Raw genomic sequence first — 23777 nt, forward strand, 5'->3', positions numbered from 1 at the left:
GAGCCCCCATGTCCGGGTTAAGCATCAATAAAGTCAAAAAATCCTTCGGTTCGGTCGACATCATCCACGGCATCGATGTCGAGATCGCCGATGGCGAGTTTGTCATCCTTGTCGGACCGTCGGGCTGCGGCAAGTCAACGCTGTTACGCATGATTGCCGGCCTCGAGGAGATCAGCGCCGGCAAGATCAGCATCGACGGCCGCGTCGTCAATAATCTGCAGCCGAAGGATCGTGATATCGCCATGGTCTTTCAGAACTACGCGCTCTATCCGCAGATGACGGTCGCCCAGAACATGGGCTTTGCGCTGGAGCTGGCCGGCACCAAGCGGCCGGAGATCGACAGGAAAGTCTCCGAAGCTGCCGCCATCCTCGGCCTGCAGCCGCTGCTGGAGCGCAAACCGGCGCAGCTTTCGGGCGGCCAGCGCCAGCGTGTCGCCATGGGCCGCGCCATTGTTCGCGACCCAAAAGTCTTTCTCTTCGACGAGCCGCTGTCGAACCTCGACGCCAAACTCCGCGTCAAGATGCGGGCCGAGATCAAGGCCCTGCATCAACGTCTGAAGACGACGATCGTCTATGTCACGCATGACCAGATCGAGGCGATGACCATGGCCGACAAGATCGTCGTGTTACAGGGTGGCAGGGTGGAGCAGATCGGCAGCCCTCTCGAGCTCTACGACCGGCCGCGCAATATCTTCGTCGCCGGCTTCCTCGGCTCACCGGCAATGAATTTCCTGGAGGGCACGCTTGAGAATTCCAGTAGCCCGAGCCTCGCCCTTCCCGGCGGCGCTCGTGTGAAACTCTCACAGGCACCGGCCAATTCCGCCGGCAAGCCGCTGACGCTCGGCATCCGCCCTGAGGACATTTCGCTCGGCGGAGACGAAGGCGTCGAGGCAATCGTGAAAGTTGTCGAGCCGACCGGCTCGGAAACCCATGTCGCCGTTGAGGTCGAGGGCAAGGAGCTGACCTGGCTCGTGCGCGAGCGCGTGAACCTCGCCCCGGAGCAACGCGTCAAGCTGTCCTTTGCTACCCCCAAGGTGCATTTCTTCGACCGACAGACGCAGAGCAGGCTCGACGCCTGAACGACCAAATAGACAGGCAGGCCGGGCGGCCTGACGCCGCCCGGCTCTTTTCAAGACAGTGGTCCGCTCCAGTCAGGTCACAGTACTGAGTGTTCGCGCAATCGCATTGCGCCATCCGACAATTCTCGCCTGCCGGTCGATCTCCGTCATGTCAGGCTGAAAGCTGCGGTCGCGCGCCCAGGCGCGGGCAAACTCGTTTTGACCCGGCCAGACACCCGCCTGCGATCCTGCAAGCCAGGCCGCACCAAGCGCCGTCGTCTCCAGCGTTGCGGCCCGATCGACGGGGCTCGAAAGTATATTGGCGAGATGCTGCATGGTCCATTCGGAGGCCGACATGCCGCCATCGACGCGAAGGACGGTTTCGATCGGATGGTCGCCCCAATCGCTCCGCATCGCCACCAGAAGGTCGAGTGTCTGGTAGGCAACCGATTCCAGCACAGCGCGCGCCAATTCCGCCGGGCCGCTGTTGCGGGTCAGGCCGAAGATCGCGCCGCGTGCCTCCGGATCCCAATAGGGAGCGCCGAGCCCGGTAAAGGCGGGCACGACATAGACCCTTTGCTGCGGATCGGCTCTGTCAGCCAATGCTCCGGTTTCCGATGCATTTTCGATGATGCCGAGGCCGTCGCGGAGCCATTGCACTGCAGCCCCCGCGATGAAGATCGATCCCTCCAGCGCATAGGTCGTCTTGCCGTTCAGGCGGTAGGCAATGGTGGTCAAAAGCCGGTTCTTCGACCGCACCATATCATCACCGGTGTTCAGGAGCGCAAAACAGCCGGTGCCGTAGGTCGATTTCACCATGCCCGGCTCGAAGCAGGCATTGCCGATCGTTGCCGCCTGCTGGTCGCCGGCAACACCAAGGATCGGAATGGCCGCGCCGAGGATGCCGGGATCGACCAAACCGAAGGTGTCGGCACTGTCCTTGACTTCAGGCAGCAGGCCACGTGGAATACGCAGGATCTCGAGAAGCTCGTTGTCCCAGCAATTCTCGGCGATATTGTAGAGCAGGGTTCGCGAGGCGTTGGTCGCGTCGGTGACGTGCGCCCGCCCGCCGGTCAGCTTGTAGATGATCCAGCTGTCGATGGTGCCGAAACAGACCTCTCCGGCCTCCGCCCGGGTGCGCAGCCCTTCGACATTGTCGAGCAGCCAGCGCAGCTTCGTGCCCGAAAAATAGGGATCGAGGAGCAGGCCGGTCTTGGCGGTAAAAAGCTTTTCGTAGCCATCGACTTTCAGCCGGTCGCACATTTCCGCCGTGCGCCGGTCCTGCCAGACGATCGCCTTGCAGAGCGGCCGGCCGGTGCCTTTTTCCCAGACGACGGCCGTTTCGCGCTGGTTGGTGATACCGACAGCAGCAATTGCGCCGGGCGCCACGCCGCTCCTTGCCAGCGCATCGCGCGCGGTCGAAAGCACCGTGTCCCAGATTTCGGCCGCATCATGCTCCACCCAGCCGGTCTGCGGGAAATACTGGGTGATCTCCGTCTGTGCCGACGATGCGATCCGCATCTGAGGGTCGAAGAGAATTGCCCGCGACGATGTCGTACCCTGGTCGATGGCAAGGATATGGCCACTCATGACATCTCTTTCCTGCGCAGCAGCCATCGTTCCGTCGGAACGACGGCTTGTCCTCGTTTTGTACTTGGAAGTGGTGTCGACCTTCCCGGCGGCGTGCCGGGAAGGTCTGATGGCTGCCGGGCCTGGACCCGGTCAAACAGCCTATTTCTTGGCTTCAGCCCAGCTCTTGACGAGCTCGTCATAGTTGACGGTGACGGGCTTTTCCTTCTCGTTTTCGATCTTCAGCTGCGGAGCGAGGTTGCCCTTCTTCACCGCATCCGCGTTCCAGTAAGCGAGATCATGCTCCTCGGCGAGTTTCGGGCCGATATCGCCCTGAACCTTGGCGCGCTCGAGGCGCTGCAGCACCTTTTCCTGCTCGGAGCAAAGCGAGTCCATGGCTTCCTGCGCAGTCTTTGCGCCGGAGGAGGCATCACCGATCGCCTGCCACCAGAGTTGCGCGAGCTTCGGATAGTCAGGAACGTTGGTACCGGTCGGCGACCACTGCAGACGGGCCGGCGAACGGTAGAACTCGATCAGGCCACCGAGCTTCGGCGCACGATCGGTGAAGGACTTGTGGTCCAGCGTCGACTGGCGGATGAAAGTCAGGCCCATGTGGCTCTTCTTCACATCGACAGTCTTTGACGTGACGAACTGGGCATAGAGCCAGGCCGCCTTGGCGCGATCATCAGGCGTGGACTTCATCAGCGTCCAGGAGCCGGCATCCTGATAGCCGAGCTTCATGCCGTCCTTCCAGTAGACGCCATGCGGGCTCGGTGCGAAACGCCATTTCGGCGTGCCGTCCGCATTGACGACCGGCAGGCCCGGCTTGACGAAGTCGGCGGTGAAGGCCGTGTAGGTGAACATCTGCTGGGCGACTTCGCCCTGCGAGGGGACCGGGCCGGATTCGGAGAAGGTCATGCCTTGAGCGGCGGCCGGTGCATAGGCCTTCATCCAGTCCAGATATTTCTGGATGGAATAGACCGCTGCCGGGCCGTTGGTATCGCCGCCACGGGCCACGCAGGAGCCGACCGGGCGGGAGTTCTCATCGACCTTGATGCCCCACTCATCGACGGGCTTGCCGTTCGGGATACCCTTGTCGCCATTGCCGGCCATGGAGAGCCAAGCATCGGTGAAGCGCCAGCCGAGCGACGGGTCCTTCTTGCCGTAGTCCATGTGGCCGTAGACCTTCTTGCCGTCGATATCGCGGCCGGTGAAGAACTCGGCAATGTCCTCATAAGCCGACCAGTTGACCGGCACGCCGAGATCGTAGCCGTACTTCGCCTTGAAGTCCGCCTTGTTCTTCTCGTCGTTGAACCAATCGTAGCGGAACCAGTAGAGGTTTGCGAACTGCTGGTCGGGCAGCTGATAGAGCTTGCCGTCCGGCGCCGTGGTGAAGGACTTGCCGATGAAATCGTCGATGTCGAGGCCAGGATTGGTGACGTCCTTGCCTTCGTTGGCCATCCAGTCGGTCAGGCTGCGGGCCTGCTGATAGCGCCAATGGGTGCCGATCAGGTCCGAGTCGTTGATATAGGCGTCATAGATATTCTCGCCCGACTGCATCTGCGTCTGCAGCTTTTCAACGACGTCACCCTCGCCAATCAGGTCGTGGGTGATCTTGATGCCGGTAATCGCGGTGAAGGCAGGCGCCAGCACCTTCGATTCATATTCGTGTGTGGTAATCGTTTCCGAAACCACCTTGATGTCCATGCCGGCGAAAGGCTTGGCAGCGTCGATGAACCACTGCATTTCCTTTTCCTGGTCGGCACGCGTCAGTGTCGAGACGTCGCCGATCTCCTTGTCTAGGAAGGTCTTCGCCTCATCCATGCCGGCATAAGCGGAGCCCGCCATAGCCAGCAAAATGCCTGCTGTCGTCGTTAGTAGATGCCGTCGCATAATATCCTCCCAGGGTTTGCGATTGCAGTTCTCACGTCTCAGGCGGCCAGTACCCCCGGCCATCCGTATCACCTTGGCATCACACGTAACGGAACACACCGATGGCGTAGATCACGGAGATGCCAAGAGCCCACCACAGGTTGGGTCCACCCAGACCCAGCCATGCAAGATGAATGAATGCTGCGCCAAGCAGCGAAATGAACAGCCGGTCGCCGCGCGTCGTCTCGAAACGAAGCAAGCCAACGCGCGGCGCGCCTCCCGGCGAAAAATATTCCCAGACGCTCATGCCGATCAGCAGCAGAAGGATCGTCAGGAAGAAGAGCGCCGTCGGCAGCGTCCAGGCCATCCAGGAAAAGCTCATGTCCGATCCTCCTCAGACGCGGCCCAGGGCAAAGCCCTTGGCGATATAGTTGCGAACGAAATAGATAACGAGCGCGCCGGGAATGATGGTCAGCACGCCGGCTGCCGCCAGCACGCCCCAGTCCATGCCGGCCGCCGAAACCGTGCGCGTCATGATCGCCGAGATCGGCTTTGCCGCCGTCGTCGTCAGCGTGCGGGCGAGCAAGAGCTCAACCCACGAGAACATGAAGCAGAAGAAGGCAGCGACGCCGACACCACTTGCAATCAGCGGCATGAAGATCTTCACGAAGAAGCGCGGGAACGAATAGCCATCGATATAGGCGGTCTCGTCGATCTCCTTCGGCACGCCCGACATGAAACCTTCGAGGATCCAGACCGCCAGCGGCACGTTGAAGAGGCAGTGCGCCAGCGCCACAGCAATATGCGTGTCGATCAGCCCAAAAGCCGAATAAAGCTGGAAGAAGGGCAGCGCGAAGACGGCCGGCGGCGCCATGCGGTTGGTAAGCAGCCAGAAGAACAGGTGCTTGTCGCCGAGGAAGCGGTAGCGCGAGAAGGCGTAGGCAGCCGGCAATGCTGCGGCGACCGAGATCACCGTGTTCATCACCACGTAGATGATTGAGTTGATATAGCCGTTGTACCAGGACGGATCGGTGAAGATGACCGCATAGTTGCGCAGCGTCGGGTTCGTCGGCCAGAGCGAGAAGGCGCCGGTGATCTCGGCATTCTCCTTGAAGCTCATATTGACGAGCCAGTAGATCGGCAGGATCAGGAAGATAATGTAAACGGTCGGGACGAGCCAGGAAAAGCTGCCGGCAGGTTTGTATTTGCTGGTCATGTCTGTGCCCTCCTTCAACCGTTCGCGTCGCCGCTGGTCATCACGGTGTAGAACACCCAGGAGAGCAGCAGGACGATGAGGAAGTAGATGATCGACATGGCCGCCGCCGGGCCGAGATCGAACTGGCCGACCGCCATCTTCACCAGATCGATGGAGAGGAAGGTCGTCGAGTTGCCGGGACCGCCGCCGGTGACGACGAAGGGTTCGGTATAGATCATGAAACTGTCCATGAAACGTAAGAGCACGGCGATCAAAAGCACACGCTTCATCTTCGGCAACTGGATGTAGCGGAACACGGACCAGCGCGAGGCCCCATCGATCTTGGCGGCCTGATAATAGGCATCCGGGATCGAAACGAGGCCGGCATAGCAGAGCAGCACAACGAGGCTCGTCCAGTGCCAGACGTCCATGATGATGATGGTCACCCAGGCATCGACCGGGTCGCGCACATAATTGTAGTCGAGGCCGATCGCTTCCAGCGTATGGCCGAGCAGGCCGATATCGACACGGCCGAAGACCTGCCAGATCGTGCCGACGACGTTCCACGGAATGAGCAGCGGCAGCGCCATCAAGACGAGGCAGACGGGAACACCCGGCCCGGATTTCGGCATGTTGAGCGCGATGAAGATGCCGAGCGGAATTTGCAGCGCCAGGATGATGAAGGAGAAGAGCAGGTTGCGCTGCAATGCGTCCCAGAACCGGTCGGAATGCAGGGTCTGGACGAACCAGTCGGTGCCGGCCCAGAAGAACTCGTTATTGCCGAACGTATCCTGAACCGAATAGTTGACGACGGTCATCAGCGGGATGACGGCCGAGAACGCCACGAGCAGCAGCACCGGCAGGACCAGAAACCAGGCTTTGTTGTTCCACGTCTTCTGCATGGTCAGGCCTCCCTGCCGACGCGCCAGCTGTCGGCGTAAATGCTGATAGCCGCGGGATCAAAGCTGACCCGGGCGTCATCAGGGATTTCGCCGTCCTCGGGCACGACGATTGCAATCGGCTGGTCAGCAAAACGAGCACGCACGATCTTCTGCCGGCCGATATCCTCGACCTTGCTCACCGAGACAGGCATGCCTTCCCGTCCGAGCCGGATGAATTCCGGCCGGATGCCGAGCTCGGTCTTGGCCGCGCCCTCGGTCTTCGGCGCATAATCGAGAGTCAGCGTCTCGCCGCCGACCCTGACGGTGCTGCCGTCGATCTTTGCCGGCATGACATTCATGCCGGGCGAGCCGATGAAATAGCCGACGAAGGTGTGTCTTGGGCGCTCGAAGAGTTCGGCCGGCGTGCCGATCTGGACGATCTGGCCGTCATACATGACGACGACCTTATCGGCGAAGGTCAGCGCCTCCGTCTGATCGTGGGTGACGTAGACCATGGTGAAGCCGAACTGCTTGTGCAGCCGTTTCAGCTGCGAGCGCAGCACCCATTTCATATGCGGATCGATGACGGTCAGCGGCTCATCGAACAGGATGGCATTGACGTCGTTGCGCACCAGCCCGCGCCCGAGCGAGATCTTCTGCTTCTGGTCGGCCGTCAGTCCTTGCGCCTTGCGTCGCGCCCAGCCGGCGAGGTCGATCATCTCGAGAATATCGCGGACGCGCCGGTCGACATCCGCTTCGGCTACGCCGCGGTTGCGCAGCGGAAAGGCGAGATTATCGTAGACCGTCATCGTGTCGTAGATGACCGGAAACTGGAAGACCTGGGCGATGTTACGGCTTTGGGTCGAAAGGTCGGTCACATCCTTGCCGTCGAACAGGATGCGTCCGTGCGACGGCTGCAGGAGACCGGAGATGATGTTGAGCAGCGTGGTCTTGCCGCAGCCAGAAGGGCCGAGCAGCGCATAGGCACCGCCGTCGTTCCACTCGTGGTCGACCTCCTTCAGCGAATAATCCTTGTCGCTCTTCGGATTGGCGCCGTAGGCGTGGCGGATATGGTCGAGCGTTATACGTGCCATTGTGCTCTCCTAAACCTTTGCGACCGTGGCGATGGCGCGCCCGTCGGTGCCGAAGGCCATCAGGTGGCGCATGTCGAGAAAGGCCTCGATGTCCATGTCCGGATCGATGTCGTGAATGCCATGCGCCAGCATCACCCAGCGCACGCCGTCATAGTCCAGATGGACGAAGCTCTCCGAACCGGTGATTTCGGAGACCAGCGTGCGCGCCTGCAGGCGGGCCGCATCGCCGGTCTGCGGCGCAAGACCGAGATGGTGCGGATGAAAGGCGATGGTCACAGGTCCGTCCGGCACCATTGCGAGATGTGAAGGAACCGGAAGCGAGCCCCCGCCTGGGCGCACAAAGACGTGACCTGACTTGGTGACCTCGATGGAGTTCAGCGGTGGATCGGCAAAGATGCCGGCGGTGGCAAGATCGACAGGCCGGCGATAGACCTCGATCGTGGGCCCGAACTGCGTGACCTGGCCGGCGTTCAGCGTCGCGGTATTGCCACCGAGCAGCAGCGCCTCGGAAGGCTCGGTCGTGGCATAAACGAAAATCGCCCCCGACTGGGCAAAGATCTTCGGCAGTTCCTCGCGCAATTCCTCGCGCAGCTTGTAGTCGAGATTGGCAAGCGGCTCATCCATCAGCACGAGGCTGGCATTCTTGACGAGGGCGCGTGCAAGGGCGGTGCGCTGCTGCTGGCCGCCGGAGAGATTGAGCGGCGTGCGATCGAGATACGGCGTCAGTTTCAGGAGTTCAGCCGCCTTGCGCACGTCGCGGTCGATCGTGACGCCATCCTTGCCGGAAATGCGCATCGGCGAGGCGATGTTCTCATAGACGCTCAGTGCCGGATAGTTGATGAACTGCTGGTAGACCATGGCAACGTTGCGCTTCTGCACCGGCATGCCGGTGACATCGGCGCCGTCGAAATACACGGAGCCTTCGGTCGGCCGGTCAAGCCCCGCCATCAGACGCATCAGCGATGTCTTGCCCGACAGGGTCGGCCCGAGCAGGACATTCAGTGTGCCACGCTCGAGAACCAGATCGGTCGGATAGATATGATAGTCCGCGCCCACCATCTTGGCGGCGTTTCGCAGCTCCAGCATTCCGATTCCCGTGCCTCCTCACAACGGGGACCACACGCCACCTTACCCGGCCATCTTCGCCGGCATGGCAGCCATGTACTCCTCCAGTAAACTCACCTGCTCTTTCGAAAGACGCAGGCCATCCTTTGTTCTTCGCCAGAGCACGTCTTGCGCGTGCCTGGCCCATTCATATTGGACGAGATATTCGACCTCGGCCTCATAGAGATCGGCACCGAAGAGCCTGCCGAGGTCCTCAATCCTCTGGGCGCTGCCGAGAAGGACGATCGCCCTGGTGCCATAGCGGCGGGTGAGCCGGCGGGCATGGGCATCGGTCAGGAACGGATAGCGGCTCTTCAGCTTGCTAACTTCGCCCTCATAACCCTGCACCGGGAAATCACCGCCCGGCAGATGGCTGCCCGCCGTCCACGGCCTGCCCTTGACGCCGATCGCCTCGCCGATCTTCTCAAGCGCATGTTCCGACAGACGCCGGTAGGTGGTGAGCTTGCCGCCGAAGACGTTGAGAAGCGGCGCCTCGCCCGCCTTGCCCTCGACCTTCAAGACGTAGTCACGTGTGGCTTCCTGCGCCTTGGAGGCCCCGTCGTCGAAGAGCGGGCGCACCGCCGAATAGGTCCAGACGATATCCTCGGGTCTGACCGGCTCCTTGAAATATTCCGACGCCGCATTGCAGAGATAGATGGTCTCCTCCTCGGAGATCTTCACGTCCTTCGGATCGGCGGTGTAGTCACGGTCGGTGGTGCCGATCAGGGTGAAGTCGGTCTCGTAAGGGATGGCGAAGATGATGCGGTTGTCGGGGTTCTGGAAGAAATAGGCGCGCGGGTCCTCGAACTTCTTCCTGACGATGATGTGGCTTCCCTGCACGAGGCGCACATGGTGGGCCTCGTTATGGCCGAATGCGGAGCGGATGACATGATCGACCCAGGGACCGGCGGCATTGATCAGCATGCGGGCCTGATGCCGCTCGCTCGTGCCCGTCACCGTGTTGACCGTCTCGATCGTCCAGATGCCACCTTCCTGGGCACCCTTCTCTTGCCTGGCTGACACGACCTTGGTGCGCGGCATGATCAGCGCCCCCTTGTCGGCGGCATCGCGGGCATTCAGCACCACCATGCGGGCATCGTCGACCCAGCCGTCGGAATATTCGAAAGCTTTGGTGAAGAGCGCCTTCAGCGGTCTGGCGGCCGGATCGGTGCGCATGTCGAGCACTGCCGTCGGCGGCAACAGCTTGCGGCCACCCAAATGGTCATAGAGGAAGAGGCCAAGCCGGATCATCCAGGCCGGCCGGATGCCCCCCCGGTGGTAGGGCAGCACGAAGCGCAGCGGCCAGATGATATGCGGGGCCATGGCCCAGAGGATCTCGCGTTCCATCAAGGATTCACGCACCAGACGGAACTCGTAATGTTCGAGATACCGCAACCCGCCATGGATGAGCTTGGTGGCGCCCGACGAGGTACCGGAGGCGAAATCGTTCATCTCGGCAAGCGCGACCGTATAACCACGGCCAACCGCATCACGCGCAATGCCGCAGCCGTTGATCCCGCCGCCAATGACGAAAATATCGTGGATTCGGCCCATGTTCCCCCTCGTTGCACCAGAACAGCGCAACGGTTCCCCCCAACCATTACGAAAGTAAGGATGATTAAACCGAAAATATTTCGAATGTCAAACGAATGTTTTCCGCCACAGAAATCAGCGGTTTGCTTTCGCCGCTTCGATCAGAACGACGCCGCTCTGCTGACAGATATTGCGGATGGACGGCGAATCGCATTGGTCGGTGATGAAGGTATGGACCTGCGAAATCTGGCCGATCCGCACCGGCGCGGTACGCTCGAACTTGGTCGAATCCGCAACCAGGATAACATGCCTGGCATTGGCGATGATCGCCTGCGCCACCTTCACCTCGCGAAAATCATAATCGAGAAGCGCACCATCCGGATCAATCGCCGAAGCGCCGATCACGGCATAATCGACCTTGAACTGCCGGATGAAATCGACGGCCGCCTCGCCGACGATGCCGCCATCGGACTGGCGCACCACGCCGCCGGCAATCACCACCTCGATATGGTCTATCAGTCGTAATCTATTGGCGACATTGATATTATTGGTGATCACCATCAACTCGTGATGATCGGAGAGCGCTTCACCCACGGCTTCCGTCGTCGTGCCGATATTGATGAAGAGCGAACTGTTGTTGGGGATGAGGTCGGCTGCGGCAACGCCGATCGCCTGTTTTTCGCTCGCGGCGATCTGACGCCTTGCGTCGTAACGGACGTTTTCCGTGCCGCGTGGGAAGGTTGCGCCGCCGTGAATACGCGTCAGGAGCTGCGCATCGCAAAGATCGTTCAGATCCTTGCGGATCGTTTGCGGTGTCACGGCAAACTGCGTTGCCAGATCATCGACCAGCACCCGGCCCGACGTTTTCGCAAGCGCGACGATCTTCCCCTGACGATCCGACAGAAACATGCGCGCCCTCCCTTCGTTTCGCTTTCATCTTTAGCGAAACTTCGGTTCGAGGCAAAGCAATCGCTGCTGGCGCGATCCTTGAGGATCAATTTGAATATGATCGAGTGCTGAAATCCCTTTGGATATTGCAAAGCCCGCCCCGCCTCTGCCTTGTTGCATGCTTAATGTGACGTGCGATTCGCGGACCGCGACGGGCTGAGCACGCACGAGGGACAAAAGGAGAGTTCGATGACAGACGCCAAGAGCGGCATTACGGGACTAAGGCCGCAGATTACGGTGATTGGCGTCGGCGGCGGCGGCGGAAACGCGATCAACAACATGATCGCCGAGAAACTGGCGGGTGTCGACTTCATCGCCGCCAATACGGATGCCCAGGTGCTGGCAACCTCCAAGGCTTCGCGCCGCATCCAGCTCGGTGCGCATGTCACCGAGGGCCTCGGCGCCGGCTCCCTTCCGGAGGTCGGGCGCGCCGCCGCCGAGGAATCGCTCGACGAGATCATGGATCACCTGAGCGGCTCGCATATGTGTTTCGTCACCGCCGGCATGGGCGGTGGCACCGGCACGGGTGCAGCACCCGTCATTGCGCATGCGGCCCGCTCGGCCGGCATCCTCACGGTCGGCGTCGTCACCAAGCCCTTCACCTTTGAAGGCAATCGCCGCATGAAGATGGCTGAAGCCGGCATCGAGGCGCTGCGCCAGGCGGCCGATACCGTCATCGTCATTCCGAACCAGAATCTTTTCCGCATTGCGGACGCGAAGACCACCTTCGCCGATGCCTTCATGACGGCAGACCGCGTGCTCTATTCCGGCGTGGGCTGCATCACCGACTTGATCGTCAAGGAAGGCCTGATCAACCTCGATTTCGCCGATGTGAAATCGGTCATGCGCGGCATGGGCCGGGCGATGATGGGCACGGGCGAAGCGGCCGGCGAGGCCCGCGCGATGAAGGCGGCGGAAGCTGCGATCGCCAACCCGCTGCTCGACGATATTTCGATGAGAGGCGCCAAGGGCGTGCTGATCTCGATCTCCGGCGGCTCGGACATGACGCTCTTCGAAGTCGACGAGGCCGCCAGCCGCATTCGCGACGAAGTGCAGGACGACGCCGAAATCGTCGTCGGCGCGATCTTCGACCGCAGCTTGGACGGCCGGTTCCGCGTCTCGGTCGTCGCGACCGGCCTTGACGGCGCTGGAGCGACCACTGTCGTACCGGACTTCGCCGCGGGGCAGCTCCAGGGCCGAACGCTGCAATAAGCGACGAGATCGCCTGGTCGATTCTCCATATCACAGCTGGATCGGTGTATCGGAGAGGCAGGATCGACGGCCTCTCCGTCCATTCGCTAAGCACGAATGGACGAAATCGACCGGGACGACGATTGATGGAGTACTATCCGCCTGTCACCTGAGAAACGGAGATGGAGATGGATTTGGCTCATATTTAAGCCGACCCTAGCCACCGCCGCCGATCGCCTCGTCAGCAGCCCGCAACCCGCTTTCCCAAGCGCCATGCGCGGTCGAAAAGTCCGAATGATGCGTTGCCTCACCGGCGAAGAACAATCGGCCGCCGACCGATCGAGCGAGCACGGTGCGGGCGCCAGCATGGCCGGGCAGCGCATGGCTGTAGGAGCCGCGAACCCAATCCGTGTGGCACCAGGACGAGGCTGCGAGCGGCCGCAGGTGGCGGCGGATGTTGTTCCCCAAGAGCGATGACAGCTGCTCAAGGGCGAAGACGAAGGCGTCGAGCAGGCCGGCCCGTTCGATGACGACGGCGCCCTTGCCGCCGAAGAAGCCTTCAACGACGGGGCGTCCGAGCGGCCTTATGTAGTAGCTGCCGGTCGCATCGTTCCTGGCATCGCCGAGCAGATGCGTTTCCGGCTCGAGGCCATGATTGCCGTGAAGCTCCATGAAGAGCTTGTCGGCGAGGCCGAGTGGCAGTTGCGCTGCGGCATGCAGATGCTCATCGGCTTCAGAGTCGAAGGCGATGGTGCCGCGGGCAAGAACATTGGTCGAGACCGTGACAATCGCAGCAGCCGCACTAACCGGGCCGCGATCGGTTTCAAGTCGGACCCCCCCACCGGTCAGCGCGACACGGCGCACCGGCGTCGACAGACGCAGGCTCACATCGGGAACGGCAGCGGCGATCAGGCTTCCATAGCCTTCGTGCACGCGCCAATTGGCATCGGTTGCGGCATTGTCATAGGCAAGGAAATCGGCAACCGACAACCGCTCCAGCGGCGCACCGTTCACATAGCCGCTGAGCGACTGGCAATAGGCGTTCCACTCACCATCCGGCACCAGCGCATCCGAGGCCCTGTCGCTTGCCGGCGGATTGGTGCGCAGCCGCTCTTCAAGCGCCTCCCAGGCCGCGGCAGCAGCTGCACGCTCCTCCGGCAAGAAACCGAGATCGCGCCACTGGCTCTGCCAGGCCGTCGGTCCGCGCTCGATCGTGAAGCCCGCATCCCGGCCGATGGCAACGAGCGGATTGCGCTCTGCAGAGTGCAGCCAGCCGCAGCCCATATCGAGCGGCATGCCTGACAGTTCGACCGTCCAGGCCCGGCCGCCGACCCGGTTGCTGGCTTCGAGAATGACGACCGAGCGTCCGGCCTCAGCCAGTTTTCGTGCCGCGGCAATGCCTGCTGCACCGGCGCCGATAACAGCCACGTCGTAGTCTATCGTCACGGTTTCGCTCCGCGCTTTGTCACCACCTTGATAGGCCTAAGCTTTACATGGGAGCTCCACCCGCTTCAATGCGCCCGAAAGCCTGCTACTATGCCGACATGACCTTCTTCGAAACACTCGTTGCCCTGCTCGCCGTCGCCATTCTGCTCCTGCAGATTACCCGGCGCATGCACCTACCCTATCCCGGCATTCTGGCTGCCGCCGGTGTCGGCGTGGCGATGTTGCCCGGCGCGCCTGTCATCCCGATCGATCCGCCGACGGCGCTTGCCCTGTTCATCGCTCCGGTCTTGGTCGATTCCGCCTATGACTTCCCGATGGGCGCTGCGCGGCGCATGCTGCTGCCGCTGATCTTCTATGCCGTCATCGCCGTTCTGGTGACGACAGGCGTGGTCGTCTCGATCAGCATGCTGACCGTCGGCCTGCCGATCGCGGTGGCCGTCACGCTCGGCGCCATCGTTGCGCCGCCGGACGCTGCGGCGGCGACCGCGGTGCTTTCCAATCTGCCGGTCGATCGCCGTGTCGATGCACTGCTCAAGGGTGAAAGCCTGTTCAACGATGCGACGGCGCTGCTACTGTTCGGAGCAGCACTCACGGTCCAGGCGCGCGGCGGGCTCGATAGCATGACTGCACTTCAGATCGGCTTTGCTGCACCCGGCGGCATTTTGTTCGGCGTCGTCTTCGGTTTCTTCGTCTCACGGCTTCGGCCAATCACCGAGAATACCGTCGGCGGCACGCTGCTTCAGTTCGTCTATGCCTTTTCGACCTGGCTGATCGCCGAGCATCTGCACCTCTCTGCCGTGCTGGCAACGGTTGCGAGCGCCATGACAATCGCGATGCTGTCGACGGTCGACGATTCCCCGCGCATGCGGGTGCATTCCTTCGCCGTGTGGACGACCGTCGTTTTCCTGCTGAACGTCGTCGCCTTCCTGCTCATGGGCCTGCAGGCCCGCAGCATCCTGGAATCCATGTCCGCTGGCGAGCTCGAGCGAGCGCTCGCTTTTGCAGCCATCGTTGTGTTCGCTGTGATCCTGACACGTCTGGCGATGGCTTTCCTGCTGCACGCATACGTCATCTCAGGCCACCGGCGCGGCAAGCTGCTGTCGCCTTTCAGGCACGGGGAGACCTTTCTCGTCGGCTGGTCCGGCATGCGCGGCCTCGTGACGCTCGCTACCGCCTTTGCCCTGCCTGCCGATTTTCCTGAACGCGACCTCGTCGTGCTGACGGCTTTTGCGGTGGTGCTCGCAACGCTCGTCATCCAGGGAGCGACACTCGCCCCGATGATCCATTTCCTGAAACTTGGGCGGCAGGCGCAAGTTCAAGACGAACTGGAAGCCGCAAGGCGCTCGCTTGCCGAAGCTGCATTTGAGCGGCTGGAGAAGGAAGGTGGCGCCGAGGCGGAGGCAATCCGAACGATCTGCAAGGATCACTGGACGGTGCCCTCGGAGGCCGGCGAGACCTCGCCGCTCGTGCGCCGTCGCAAGCTGACGATCGCCGCCGTGATCGCCCAGCGACAACGCCTCGAGGAATTGCGCGACAAGGATAAGATCGGCGCGACGCAATATCTCGAACTGCAGGAAGATCTCGACTGGAAGCAGCTCTCGGTCGGCTCCGACGAGGATCGGCGCATTACCGAGAGCTAAGGGTAGCCTGCAGATAAGGGGCGACCTTTCCAGTCGCCCCTTATCTGCACGCGATCCCCGTCAATGTCCGCAGCAACTGCCGCTGGCCTTATCCCCCTGATCGGCAGCGACCGAGCCGTGGTTGTCACGGCTGTGCTCATTGCGGGCAGCGGGGAGGTTCATGGCGATGTTGCTGTCGAAGAAACCGTTCGGCTTCAGGGTAAAGCCTGCATATTCCACCGGCATGATCGGAAAATCCTCCGGTTTGCAGACGTGCGTATGCCCGAAAGAATGCCAGAGCACGATATCGGCATTTTCGATATTCCGGTTGTTCTCGACATATTTCGGCAGGCCGTCCCCACCTGCATGCACATTTGGATAGTCGCCGGACGCATATTTTTCCTTCGCGTCGAAAGCCGTCACCCAGATGTGCTTCTTGGCAAAGCCGCCGCGCTGAGCAACCGTCGATCCCTCCTGGGCGAGCATCAGGGGACTTGGCATGACGACCATTTTGTAGCCGGGCGCATTTCCCACGGAATTATGCTCATTGGGGTTCTGGACCTTCCAATACCGGCCGGTCTCGCCATTGGCGACGGCAGGACTGTCGAGCTCCCGTTTCAAGATCTTCGTCTTCGTATCGAAGACATTGCCATAGGGATTGTCCTCGCCCCATGGGCGTGGCTGGAACTCATGCTCGGTGACGGTATTTCCGCCGCCATCAATATCCATGTGCAGGCGAGCATTGAAGAAATGCTGGTGGGTCGGGCCGCCGAGATTGTCGTCGACCATTCCACCCCAGGCATATTTCTGGCCGCTCGCCACGGCGGCTGTCTGGATAATGCCGGTCAGCTTTGCTTCGAGCTGGATAGTGCCATCCTGGTAGAGATACCAGTAGAAGCCGTAGTCATAATTGCCGACGGTAGCGAAGAAGGAAATGACGAGACGGCGCGATCTCCTCACTTCAAAAATGCCGTTTCTGAACTCGTAGTGCTTCCAGAGGATCCCAAAATCCTCCTCATGCATGCAAACGGCGTTCTTCATCATCACCGGCTGGCCGAAATCATCGGCCGACGGGATGTCGAAATAGTGTATCTGGCCAAGGCAATCGCAGCCGAGCTCAAGGCTGTTGGCGAGCCGCCCCAGGCCATACTCCCCGGCGTCGAAAGCGCTCTTCCAATAGTGGTTGGCGGTCGGATCGGCATAGGGCACGACCATTTCCGTCACCGAGGCACGGAAGATCACGGGACGAAGCTTGCCGCCGTTTTTAATCCCAAGCTCATGCAGGACGAGACCTTCGCGAGGCGTAAAACCGACGCGAAACGACCAGTCCTGCCATTGCACCGTCCAGCCGTCGACCGAGAAGCCTGGCCCCTGCGGCTGCACGATGTTGAGTGGCTTTACATCCTGGCGGACATCGGGAAAGGCCTCCTGTCCATAATTGCGCTTCTTCTTCGGGACCGGAATGACAATCTCGTCATCGACGAGATCGACCACTTGATTGCTGATCAGGTCGACAACAGCAACGACCCCTTCGATCGGATGGGCGTAGCCATTGTCGCGGATATCCTCGCGCCAGTACGAAACGGCGCGGACGATCCGGGCGTCCTTCTCGAATTCTCGTCCAAAGAAACCCGAAGAAAAAGGGTCGATCTGGACGAGCGGAATATCCTCGTCGGTGATGCCGCGCTTCTTGACCGCGGCAATCCAGCGAGGGTCCGATTTGACGGTTGCCTCGACGGTCTCGAACTCGCAAAGCATGACGGGTGGCTGCCCGTAAGGCGCTGATTCAAGCGGCAGCCTCTTGTGCTCGACGACAGCTTTTTTTGACAGGTCGACGATCGATTCACGAACCTCGCCCGAGCTGGAATCCAGCGACAGGACAAATGCCAGCCGGGGAAGCTTCCCTCCTTCGCGATGCACGGCCATGTCGGATTTTGTCGGCTCCTCCAGGCGAATGATCGGGAAGCGGATCGATTGCGGCAGATGCTTTTCGTCCTTCAGAATTGCGACGGCTTCCGAGATCTCTGTCAGACTCAGCGGGTCGAGCGGATAGGCGAGCGTTTCTAAAACGGCGTCCATTGTCAGTCCTTCATGTGCTTTGGGTGGTGGACAGTGCGCATCCGGCTGCGCACTGCGGGGCTCAGCCTCAGCGGCCGGCGCAGATGTCCATTTCGGGCGTGCGATCACCATGGATGCAGAAGACAGAACAAAATGCGTGTGCTTCTGCCGCCACCAGGATTGTGACTGTCGTCAAAGCCATCAAGATGATCAGCGACATCCGGTCGACGAGGGTCAAAGGTTGAAGTCTCGTCATTCGAATGCCTTTCCGAGCGAAGCATAGAGTTCAGGCTTCACGGTCCTGATGCGCATCGCAAAGGCGGCCCCGATCAGGCCGGTCAGCACCACCAGCAGCGGGAAGGATTTCACGATCACGCTTTCCGATCCCGACAGGAGCGGCAGGTTGATGATGACGAGGACGATCGAGCCGAGGATACCGACCAGAGCCAGGAGCGGTGCCACCGCCGTGGTCCATAGACTGTAGCGATGCGGCGATCCCCGGAAGAACAGAACGATTGCTACGCAGACGAGGGCCTGAACAGCCAGGATCCCGAGAACGGCCAGAGCAGACATCCAGGAAAAGACGACGGTATAGGGATCGGCACCAGCTGCGATGAAGCAGACAAGCGCTAGCGCAGCAAAGGCGCTCTGGACGGTACCCGCGATATAGGGCGAACCATGGACCGGATGAACCTTGCCCAAAGCCCTGACCACCAGCCCTTCGCGCCCAAGCGCGTAGAAATACCGGTTCAGCGTGTTGTGGAAGGACAGGATGCAGGCAAAGAGGCTGGTGATCAGCAGGACATTCATCACCTGCGACGACCATTGTCCGAGGATGGTGTCTGCAGCGACAAAATAGAAGGTTTCCAAGCCGCTGCCGGCCGTCGCCTGCACCTTCGAAGGACCATAGAACTGCACGATGGCCCACGTCGACAGCGCATAGAAGACGGTAATCAGCAAAACGGCGGCATAGGTTGCGCGCGGGATCGTCTTTTCCGGATTTTCTGCCTCTTCTGCAAAGATAGCGGTGGCCTCGAAGCCGATGAAGGAGCCAACCACAAAGACGAGCGCCACGCCGAGGCCCGGCGAAAACACGGTGGCCGGGCTGAAGGAGGAGAGGCTGAAACCATCCGGCCCGCCGCCGGTCAGCACAATCCCGATGTCGAGAAGCAGCAGGATTGCCACTTCAGCCAGCATGCAGATCCCGAGGATCGTGCCGGAAAAGGCAATGTTTCGCTGGCCGCAAAGATGGACGGCCACGAGTGCGGCAAAGGACCAAGCCCACCACGGAAGCGCTGCGATCGATGCCACGGCGCCGCTCATGAAGACACCGAACAATCCGTAGATGGCGATCTGTACCGACGAATAGGTCAAAAGCGCCATCAGCGCACCGCCGACACCGGCCGGCTTGCCGATGCCCTGCGTGATGTAGGTGTAGAAGGCCCCCGTTCCGCCAACATGCCGGCCCATCGCCGTGAAGCCGGCCGAGAAGATGAGATAGAGAATCCCCGCCAGGACGAAGGCACCCGGTACACCGGGTCCATTGCCGAAAGCGAAAGCGGCGGGCGTCGCACCGACAACGGCGGTGAGCGGCGCTGCCGCTGCTACGACGAAGAAGACGATATGGGCAAGGCCGACGGAGTTTTTCGCGAGGCGATCGGGAGGATTTCCCAAAGTGGTTTGCGTTGTCATGAGAACCCCTGTTTTTGATTTTCGTCAACACGGTAGCCCCGACCGATTGGCCCCAAAATTGCAGTTCATGCCAATGAATCGATAATTTGCGCCATCACTGGCGGCGGGGAACAAAAACATGTCATCTGCCCAGCAAACCGGCACGTCGACGCAGATATTTGCTTCAATTCGTGCGTCTGTGCTGCTGCCGCTCATCGAACAAATCGATCGGAAATCCGGCAAGGCAGATGTACTGCTTGCCCTTCATGGTCTTCTGCGCAGCCAGCTTGACGATCCCTATGCCATGGTCCCCATGAACCGATATGTGGCGATCTTCGAAGATGCGGCATCGATCGTCGGAGATCCGACGATCGGCGCATTGCTTGGAACCCTGTTCAAGCCGAGCGATATCGGCCCGATCGGCGTGCTCTTTTCCATATCGAGCACCATCCATGCCGGCTTCGAACGATTGGCGAAATATGTGAACACCGTCCAGAGCGGCACCAATTCCGGTGTCTTTCAGGAAGACGGCAATCTCATCTGGAGCTACCGCCTTGACGATCCCAGGCTCTGGCCGAGGCGGCAGGACAGCGAGTTCACACTGGCCGCATCCTGCCAGCTTGTCCGTGCCTGCTTCGCACGCGGATGGAGACCCGTCGAAGTCCATTTTGAACATCGGGCGCCTCGCGATCCAACGACCTTGCAACGGATTTTCCGGGCTCCTTTAAAATTTGGCGAGTCTGCCAATCGCATCGTGGTTTCGGGGCAAGACGCCCGCCGCGTCTACCGGCAGGAACAGCCCGATTTGGCGGCGGTCTTGGAGCGCCATATCGCGGATCTGAGCGGCAGGTTGTTGCAGTCGGATTCGACCGTCGATCATGTCCGATCATTGATCGGGATCTATCTGGGACACAAGCCCATCACGCTCGTCGGGCTTTCGCAGGAGCTCAGCCTTTCGCCGCGAACCCTGCAACGGCGCCTCTCCGAGCAGGGGACGTCGTTGAGGGATCTCATGCGGGAATACCGCCAAAGTATCCTTGTGCTGCAGAAACAGAACGGCGCAGTCAGAATGAAAGAGCTTGCTCAAGTCCTGGGTTATGCGGACGAAACGGTGCTGTGGCGAGCCCGCAAACATTGGGAACGTACTCAGTAGGGGGCAAACGATGCTGCGGCAGGTCCATAGGGCCAACCGCAGCGATCAAGGAAATTCGGCCCGACGCCTTCAACGGATGCTGAACGGAAAGTACTTGGCGTTGATCGTATCGTAGGTGTCGTTAGCCTCGATCTCTTCGAGCGCAGCATTGAGCTTGTCCAGCAACTCCTTGTCGGAAGGGCGCACGGCGATGCCGGCTCCGTCGCCGAAATATTCGGTATTTTTGATATCTTCGCCCTTGAACGCGCAGCAGCCACCCGCCTTGGTGTTTGCGAGCCAGTCGTAGACCGCGAGCTTGTCTTCCAGGATGATATCGACCCTGCCGTCGGCAAGACCCTTGTAAAGATCCGGAGACGCTTGGAACACGGTCGTCGCGACATCGCTGTAGAATTTCTTGGCGTAGGATTCCTGGGAGGTTGCTGCCGTCACGCCGAGCCGCAGTTTCTTCAGATCATCGGGTGACGTGCCGGCGATGTCGTCGTTTTTGCGCGCGATGAAGACCGTCGGACTGTCATAATATTTCTGGGTGAAGGCAACCTTTTGGCGCCGCTCCGCGCTCATCGACATCGACGAAATGATCGCGTCATATTTGTTGTCGAGCAGGTTCGGGATCATCGCCGTCCATTCCTGGATGACGAATTCGCACTTCAATTTCGCGGTCTCGCAAAGGGCCTTGGCAATATCCACGTCGAATCCCTGAAGCTGGTTATTGGAATCGACATAGTTGAATGGTGGAAATGCGCCCTCGACGGCTATGCGGATGCTGTCGTTTTCGGCGGCTCGGACAACAGTAGGTTCAAAAATACCCAACGCAACAACGGCCGTGCAGGCAAATGCGAGGAACTTCGAAGGATAGAGAGATCCTAATCGCAACATATCAATCACCTTGATGTAGAGCTCGATCGCCAACCTTGCATCGGCAAGCGTTGCGCAATGAGCAACCAATCACAAAACAATTAAAAAGCTCATCATTTTCGGCCATTAATTTTGATGCTGCTTGAAAAGCATTTTGTAAACAATCGGGGTCAGTATCAGGGCGCTCGGGAGAAGACTGCGTGCCTGCTGATCCGCCTTTAAGATTATTCGCTCACAGGGCGACCTGGACATCGTCAGGGTCGATACTGGTACTGCTTGCGATCAGCGGGCTGGCAATTCTTGGCCTGGTGTTCCTGGCTGCTATCTGGGCCGGGAGGGAAAGCGACGCAGCCGCCCTCGATCGACAGCGCCAACTCGTCAACAGCCGCCTTCTGGATCAGGTCCGGCGTGTATCTCAGGATATCCAGCTGATGGGTGCAGGTTATGCTTCGCTGCTGGTGGCGGATTCAGCAACGGCCAGCGGCAAGAGCGAGCGCGCAGGCGCGACATCGGCCGCGACATTCGGCAAGATCGCGACAACGGTATTCGGCTACAACGCGGCATTCCTCGTGACCCCGGCAGGCGAGCTTGCTCTACAGTCCGATCCCGAAACGAAACGCCGCTTCAAATGGGTGCGTCCGCTGCTTCAGCCGATGATCCAGGATCTGGAAGCAACGCACCATGGGGTACCGGGAGGACCAAGCTCCGATCCGGAACCAAGCCGCGTGGAGCTGATGCGACTTGAGGGCCGCCCTTCGGTCGCGGGCGTCGTTTCGGTCACGCGCTCTTCGAAAGTGGATTCCCAGGAAGCAAATGACGGCAACAGGCTCTACCTCGTGGCGTTCCGCTTCCTCGACGGTGTCACGCTCGATACGCTGAGCCGCGAACAGGGGCTGGCCGGCGCTCGTTATGCCCGCACCGCGGATCAGGAGCAGAATGAAGTCGCGTTCGAAATCGAGGCGACGGCGTCAGGCGACCCTATCGGCTTCATCATCTGGAGGCCGGATCTGCCGGGCTCACGCGTCATCGGCCGGCTTGTTCCCGTGCTCTCCGTGGCCGGCCTTGTCATCGCAGGCCTCTTCTTCGCCTTGATGGGCCGTTTGCGCGGCAGCCTCAGAGAACTCAGCGCCAGCGAACATCATGCGCGGCATCTTTCGCTGCATGACGTTTTGACGGGCCTGCCGAACCGGGCGCTCTTTGCGACCCGTTTCGAGCAATGCCTTGCGGCCTTGAAATCGCCTGGCGAGCGCGCCGTCCTTGCCCTTGTCGATCTCGACAAATTCAAGGAAGTGAACGACATTCATGGGCATGCCGCCGGTGATGAGCTGCTGCGCGGCGCCGTCGACAGGATGAATGCCCTGATCGAATCAGGCGACACGCTTGCAAGGCTCGGTGGCGATGAATTCGCGCTGCTGCTTCCCGATGTCAGGGAGGGGGACGTTAGTTACATCCTCCTCTGCAACGCCATTATCGAGGCACTGAGCAAGCCGTTCCAGCTTCGTGGCGGCGACGTCGTCGTCCGCATCGGATGCTCGATCGGTATCGCTGCCTTTCATGACGCGGCCCAAGCGACCAGCGAGGTTTTGCGGCGTGCGGACGTTGCTCTTTACGAAGCCAAGACCAACGGGCGAGGCCGCCTGGTCGAATATGATCCGTCCCTGGATCACCGGGTCGAGGCACGCGAAAGCCTCAAGAACGACCTTCGCCTCGTGCTGGAAGATAGCGCAGGTTTGCCCGATATGGCCGACAACCCCCGCACGAACGCCGTCGGTCAATTGGAAGTCTTCTTTCAGGGCGTGCATCGTGCCGACGCGCAAGGGAACCTTTCGGGCGCCGAGGCTCTCGTGCGCTGGCGCCATCCGATCCAGGGGCTGCTGTCACCGGACAAATTCATCCCGATCGCCGAGGAGGCCGGCATGATCGACCAGCTTGGCGAATGGGTGCTGAGGAATGCCGCAAAGGCGGCCACGAACTGGCCGGCCGATATGTCGGTCGCCGTCAACGTTTCGCCCTCGCAAATCCGGCATCGGGACTTCGACCGCCACGTGCTCTCCATCCTGACCGAAACCGGCCTGACGCCATCGCGGTTGGAACTGGAACTGACGGAAGCCGCACTCTTCAACATCGATGAAAATGCTCAAGGAATGCTCGGCAAGCTTCGGTCGCAGGGGATCCGGATTGCGCTTGATGATTTCGGCACCGGCTTCTCGTCGCTGAGCCACCTCATTCAATTCAACATCGACCGGATCAAGATCGACCGCTCCTTCGTGCGGTTGCTGGGAACGCAAGCCGAGGGTGCGGCGATCGTTTCGGCGATCCTGGGTTTGAGCCGCACGCTTGGAAAAGCGACGACGGCCGAAGGTGTAGAGACTGAAGGGCAGAGAGACTTTCTCGTCGCGGCCGGATGCAACGACCTGCAGGGTTTCCTGTTCTCCCGCCCCATGCCCCCGGCTGAGTTCCTCTCTTCGTTGCGCTCGACGGAAGCGGTAAGGTCAACAGCGATATCCTCGTCGCATGGCTGATGGCCAGC

19 protein-coding genes are annotated in these 23777 nt (G+C 60.7%); 5 read left to right on the forward strand and 14 right to left on the reverse strand.

Annotated elements, in window-relative coordinates; genetic code table 11:
* Positions 1–8: 8 nt before the first annotated feature.
* Positions 9–1079: an ABC transporter ATP-binding protein gene (locus tag ACK9YZ_RS29645; protein ID WP_416067121.1), complete on the forward strand. Its 1071-nt coding sequence runs from the start codon at positions 9–11 to the stop codon at positions 1077–1079.
* A gap of 72 nt (positions 1080–1151) precedes the next feature.
* Here the strand turns inward: ACK9YZ_RS29645 and glpK are convergent, their stop codons facing one another.
* The 9 genes from glpK to ACK9YZ_RS29690 form a co-directional block, all read right to left on the reverse strand.
* Entirely contained in the window at positions 1152–2648 is a 1497-nt protein-coding gene (glpK, locus tag ACK9YZ_RS29650) for a glycerol kinase GlpK (RefSeq protein WP_416067122.1), read from the reverse strand.
* A gap of 141 nt (positions 2649–2789) precedes the next feature.
* On the reverse strand, positions 2790–4520 hold the full coding sequence (locus ACK9YZ_RS29655) for an ABC transporter substrate-binding protein (RefSeq protein ID WP_216760135.1): 1731 nt from the start codon (positions 4518–4520) through the stop codon (positions 2790–2792).
* A gap of 79 nt (positions 4521–4599) precedes the next feature.
* Positions 4600–4881 carry a DUF2160 domain-containing protein gene (locus ACK9YZ_RS29660; RefSeq protein ID WP_216760134.1) on the reverse strand — a complete coding sequence of 94 codons (282 nt, stop codon included), beginning with the start codon at positions 4879–4881 and terminating at the stop codon, positions 4600–4602.
* Between the two features lie 12 nt (positions 4882–4893).
* Positions 4894–5715, reverse strand: a complete 822-nt coding sequence (locus ACK9YZ_RS29665) for a carbohydrate ABC transporter permease (protein ID WP_216760133.1) — start codon at positions 5713–5715, stop codon at positions 4894–4896.
* A 14-nt stretch (positions 5716–5729) separates the two neighbouring features.
* Positions 5730–6596: a carbohydrate ABC transporter permease gene (locus ACK9YZ_RS29670; RefSeq protein ID WP_216760132.1), complete on the reverse strand. Its 867-nt coding sequence runs from the start codon at positions 6594–6596 to the stop codon at positions 5730–5732.
* A gap of 2 nt (positions 6597–6598) precedes the next feature.
* Positions 6599–7669 carry an ABC transporter ATP-binding protein gene (locus tag ACK9YZ_RS29675; protein ID WP_416067123.1) on the reverse strand — a complete coding sequence of 357 codons (1071 nt, stop codon included), beginning with the start codon at positions 7667–7669 and terminating at the stop codon, positions 6599–6601.
* 9 nt (positions 7670–7678) lie between these two features.
* A complete protein-coding gene (locus ACK9YZ_RS29680; protein ID WP_416067124.1) occupies positions 7679–8755 on the reverse strand; it encodes an ABC transporter ATP-binding protein in 1077 nt (358 codons plus the stop codon).
* Positions 8756–8797: 42 nt separating this feature from the next.
* Complete coding sequence (gene glpD, locus ACK9YZ_RS29685; protein WP_416067125.1) at positions 8798–10327, reverse strand: glycerol-3-phosphate dehydrogenase; 1530 nt, start codon at positions 10325–10327, stop codon at positions 8798–8800.
* A 114-nt stretch (positions 10328–10441) separates the two neighbouring features.
* Entirely contained in the window at positions 10442–11215 is a 774-nt protein-coding gene (locus ACK9YZ_RS29690; RefSeq protein ID WP_216760128.1) for a DeoR/GlpR family DNA-binding transcription regulator, read from the reverse strand.
* Between the two features lie 228 nt (positions 11216–11443).
* On the opposite strand from ACK9YZ_RS29690, the gene ftsZ reads away from it, so the two are divergent.
* Positions 11444–12466 (forward strand): cell division protein FtsZ, encoded by a 1023-nt coding sequence (gene ftsZ, locus ACK9YZ_RS29695; RefSeq protein ID WP_216760127.1) that lies wholly within the window; start codon positions 11444–11446, stop codon positions 12464–12466.
* Positions 12467–12661: 195 nt separating this feature from the next.
* Here the strand turns inward: ftsZ and ACK9YZ_RS29700 are convergent, their stop codons facing one another.
* The gene (locus ACK9YZ_RS29700; protein WP_416068456.1) at positions 12662–13885 is read right to left on the reverse strand and encodes a flavin monoamine oxidase family protein; all 1224 of its coding nucleotides are present in this window, start codon (positions 13883–13885) and stop codon (positions 12662–12664) included.
* Positions 13886–13989: 104 nt separating this feature from the next.
* Here ACK9YZ_RS29700 and ACK9YZ_RS29705 point away from each other — a divergent pair, with 104 nt between their 5' ends.
* Positions 13990–15531 carry a cation:proton antiporter gene (locus tag ACK9YZ_RS29705; RefSeq protein WP_416068457.1) on the forward strand — a complete coding sequence of 514 codons (1542 nt, stop codon included), beginning with the start codon at positions 13990–13992 and terminating at the stop codon, positions 15529–15531.
* Between the two features lie 60 nt (positions 15532–15591).
* Here ACK9YZ_RS29705 and ACK9YZ_RS29710 read toward each other — a convergent pair whose 3' ends face one another.
* The 3 genes from ACK9YZ_RS29710 to ACK9YZ_RS29720 all read right to left on the reverse strand — a co-directional run bounded on the left by ACK9YZ_RS29710 (position 15592) and on the right by ACK9YZ_RS29720 (position 19260).
* Positions 15592–17589, reverse strand: a complete 1998-nt coding sequence (locus tag ACK9YZ_RS29710) for a primary-amine oxidase (protein ID WP_416067126.1) — start codon at positions 17587–17589, stop codon at positions 15592–15594.
* A gap of 67 nt (positions 17590–17656) precedes the next feature.
* Complete coding sequence (locus ACK9YZ_RS29715) at positions 17657–17806, reverse strand: hypothetical protein (RefSeq protein ID WP_183727343.1); 150 nt, start codon at positions 17804–17806, stop codon at positions 17657–17659.
* Positions 17807–17820: 14 nt separating this feature from the next.
* Positions 17821–19260 (reverse strand): APC family permease, encoded by a 1440-nt coding sequence (locus ACK9YZ_RS29720; RefSeq protein ID WP_216760125.1) that lies wholly within the window; start codon positions 19258–19260, stop codon positions 17821–17823.
* A 118-nt stretch (positions 19261–19378) separates the two neighbouring features.
* Between ACK9YZ_RS29720 and ACK9YZ_RS29725 the strand changes: the two genes are divergently transcribed.
* The gene (locus tag ACK9YZ_RS29725) at positions 19379–20392 is read left to right on the forward strand and encodes an AraC family transcriptional regulator (protein ID WP_216760124.1); all 1014 of its coding nucleotides are present in this window, start codon (positions 19379–19381) and stop codon (positions 20390–20392) included.
* 69 nt (positions 20393–20461) lie between these two features.
* Here ACK9YZ_RS29725 and ACK9YZ_RS29730 read toward each other — a convergent pair whose 3' ends face one another.
* Positions 20462–21268 carry a transporter substrate-binding domain-containing protein gene (locus ACK9YZ_RS29730; protein ID WP_416067127.1) on the reverse strand — a complete coding sequence of 269 codons (807 nt, stop codon included), beginning with the start codon at positions 21266–21268 and terminating at the stop codon, positions 20462–20464.
* A 179-nt stretch (positions 21269–21447) separates the two neighbouring features.
* Between ACK9YZ_RS29730 and ACK9YZ_RS29735 the strand changes: the two genes are divergently transcribed.
* Positions 21448–23769 (forward strand): putative bifunctional diguanylate cyclase/phosphodiesterase, encoded by a 2322-nt coding sequence (locus tag ACK9YZ_RS29735; RefSeq protein ID WP_416067128.1) that lies wholly within the window; start codon positions 21448–21450, stop codon positions 23767–23769.
* Positions 23770–23777: the final 8 nt, after the last annotated feature.

The sequence above is a fragment of the Rhizobium sp. ZK1 genome (assembly GCF_047782645.1).
Classification (GTDB): domain Bacteria; phylum Pseudomonadota; class Alphaproteobacteria; order Rhizobiales; family Rhizobiaceae; genus Rhizobium.

What these genes read in the sequence shown, in the direction of transcription:
- ACK9YZ_RS29705 (WP_416068457.1), top strand. Translation starts at nt 13,990, where the DNA reads ATGACCTTCTTCGAAACACTCGTTGCCCTGCTCGCCGTCGCCATTCTG.
- glpD (WP_416067125.1), bottom strand. Translation starts at nt 10,327, where the DNA reads ATGGGCCGAATCCACGATATTTTCGTCATTGGCGGCGGGATCAACGGC.
- ACK9YZ_RS29710 (WP_416067126.1), bottom strand. Translation starts at nt 17,589, where the DNA reads ATGGACGCCGTTTTAGAAACGCTCGCCTATCCGCTCGACCCGCTGAGT.
- ACK9YZ_RS29645 (WP_416067121.1), top strand. Translation starts at nt 9, where the DNA reads ATGTCCGGGTTAAGCATCAATAAAGTCAAAAAATCCTTCGGTTCGGTC.
- ACK9YZ_RS29675 (WP_416067123.1), bottom strand. Translation starts at nt 7,669, where the DNA reads ATGGCACGTATAACGCTCGACCATATCCGCCACGCCTACGGCGCCAAT.
- ACK9YZ_RS29660 (WP_216760134.1), bottom strand. Translation starts at nt 4,881, where the DNA reads ATGAGCTTTTCCTGGATGGCCTGGACGCTGCCGACGGCGCTCTTCTTC.
- ACK9YZ_RS29725 (WP_216760124.1), top strand. Translation starts at nt 19,379, where the DNA reads ATGTCATCTGCCCAGCAAACCGGCACGTCGACGCAGATATTTGCTTCA.
- ACK9YZ_RS29680 (WP_416067124.1), bottom strand. Translation starts at nt 8,755, where the DNA reads ATGCTGGAGCTGCGAAACGCCGCCAAGATGGTGGGCGCGGACTATCAT.
- ACK9YZ_RS29665 (WP_216760133.1), bottom strand. Translation starts at nt 5,715, where the DNA reads ATGACCAGCAAATACAAACCTGCCGGCAGCTTTTCCTGGCTCGTCCCG.
- ACK9YZ_RS29730 (WP_416067127.1), bottom strand. Translation starts at nt 21,268, where the DNA reads ATGTTGCGATTAGGATCTCTCTATCCTTCGAAGTTCCTCGCATTTGCC.
- ACK9YZ_RS29655 (WP_216760135.1), bottom strand. Translation starts at nt 4,520, where the DNA reads ATGCGACGGCATCTACTAACGACGACAGCAGGCATTTTGCTGGCTATG.
- ftsZ (WP_216760127.1), top strand. Translation starts at nt 11,444, where the DNA reads ATGACAGACGCCAAGAGCGGCATTACGGGACTAAGGCCGCAGATTACG.
- ACK9YZ_RS29690 (WP_216760128.1), bottom strand. Translation starts at nt 11,215, where the DNA reads ATGTTTCTGTCGGATCGTCAGGGGAAGATCGTCGCGCTTGCGAAAACG.
- ACK9YZ_RS29670 (WP_216760132.1), bottom strand. Translation starts at nt 6,596, where the DNA reads ATGCAGAAGACGTGGAACAACAAAGCCTGGTTTCTGGTCCTGCCGGTG.
- ACK9YZ_RS29720 (WP_216760125.1), bottom strand. Translation starts at nt 19,260, where the DNA reads ATGACAACGCAAACCACTTTGGGAAATCCTCCCGATCGCCTCGCGAAA.
- glpK (WP_416067122.1), bottom strand. Translation starts at nt 2,648, where the DNA reads ATGAGTGGCCATATCCTTGCCATCGACCAGGGTACGACATCGTCGCGG.